Here is a 664-nt window from a genome sequence, read left to right on the forward strand (position 1 = left end):
ATAGCAATCCAGCCCAGGGGGTGGAGTCTGCCAAAGTTTCTATCCGCACGCCCCGGGCGGGGCGCGACGCAATTCTCTCTATGCTTTCGCGCTCCTCTGAGGTGTTTCTATCCGCACGCCCCGGGCGGGGCGCGACCCCAGGGCTCGCACCCTCTCTGGCCAGGCGCGTGTTTCTATCCGCACGCCCCGGGCGGGGCGCGACTGTTCTGTTTATAACATCATGAAAAATAAAAGCAAAAAGACATGCTTCTGCGAAACACTGAGCATTAGCCGATTTTTGCTTGATGCAAAAGAGTGAGCGAAAATTTTGTTATTAAAATCAATTTATTAAAGAGCTGCGAACCTGACGGGGTTTGGCAAGACAATTGGGGTTCGCAAACAAGAGAAACATTAGAAAACTAAAGGGCCATTCATGTCTAAGGCAGGCTTGGCGCCAATATGTTCGATGCGGTTTTTCCAATTTCGGCCTAAGAAGTAGAAGCGTAAGCTGTCTACCTCGTCATCAATCAAGTCGATCAAGCGTTGACGAAAGCGTACCCATTGGTCGGGGTCGACTTCAATTTCAAACACGGAAAACTGTACTCGCTGCCCTACATCTCGACACGCTTTTGCCACTCGCCGCAGCCTGCCTTCACCGCCGTCTGAAGAGGTGCTGACATCGTAA

At 51.7% G+C, this 664-nt stretch carries 1 protein-coding gene; it reads right to left on the bottom strand.

Annotation, left to right across the window (positions count from 1 at the left end):
* Positions 1 to 390: 390 nt before the first annotated feature.
* The coding region (gene cas2 / locus B7L71_RS12295) for a CRISPR-associated endonuclease Cas2 (RefSeq protein WP_081138315.1) at positions 391 to 664 on the bottom strand (274 nt) is incomplete at its 5' end.

The sequence above is a fragment of the Halomonas sp. BC2 genome (genome assembly GCF_002078115.1).
In the GTDB taxonomy this organism is placed as follows: domain Bacteria; phylum Pseudomonadota; class Gammaproteobacteria; order Pseudomonadales; family Halomonadaceae; genus Vreelandella; species Vreelandella stevensii.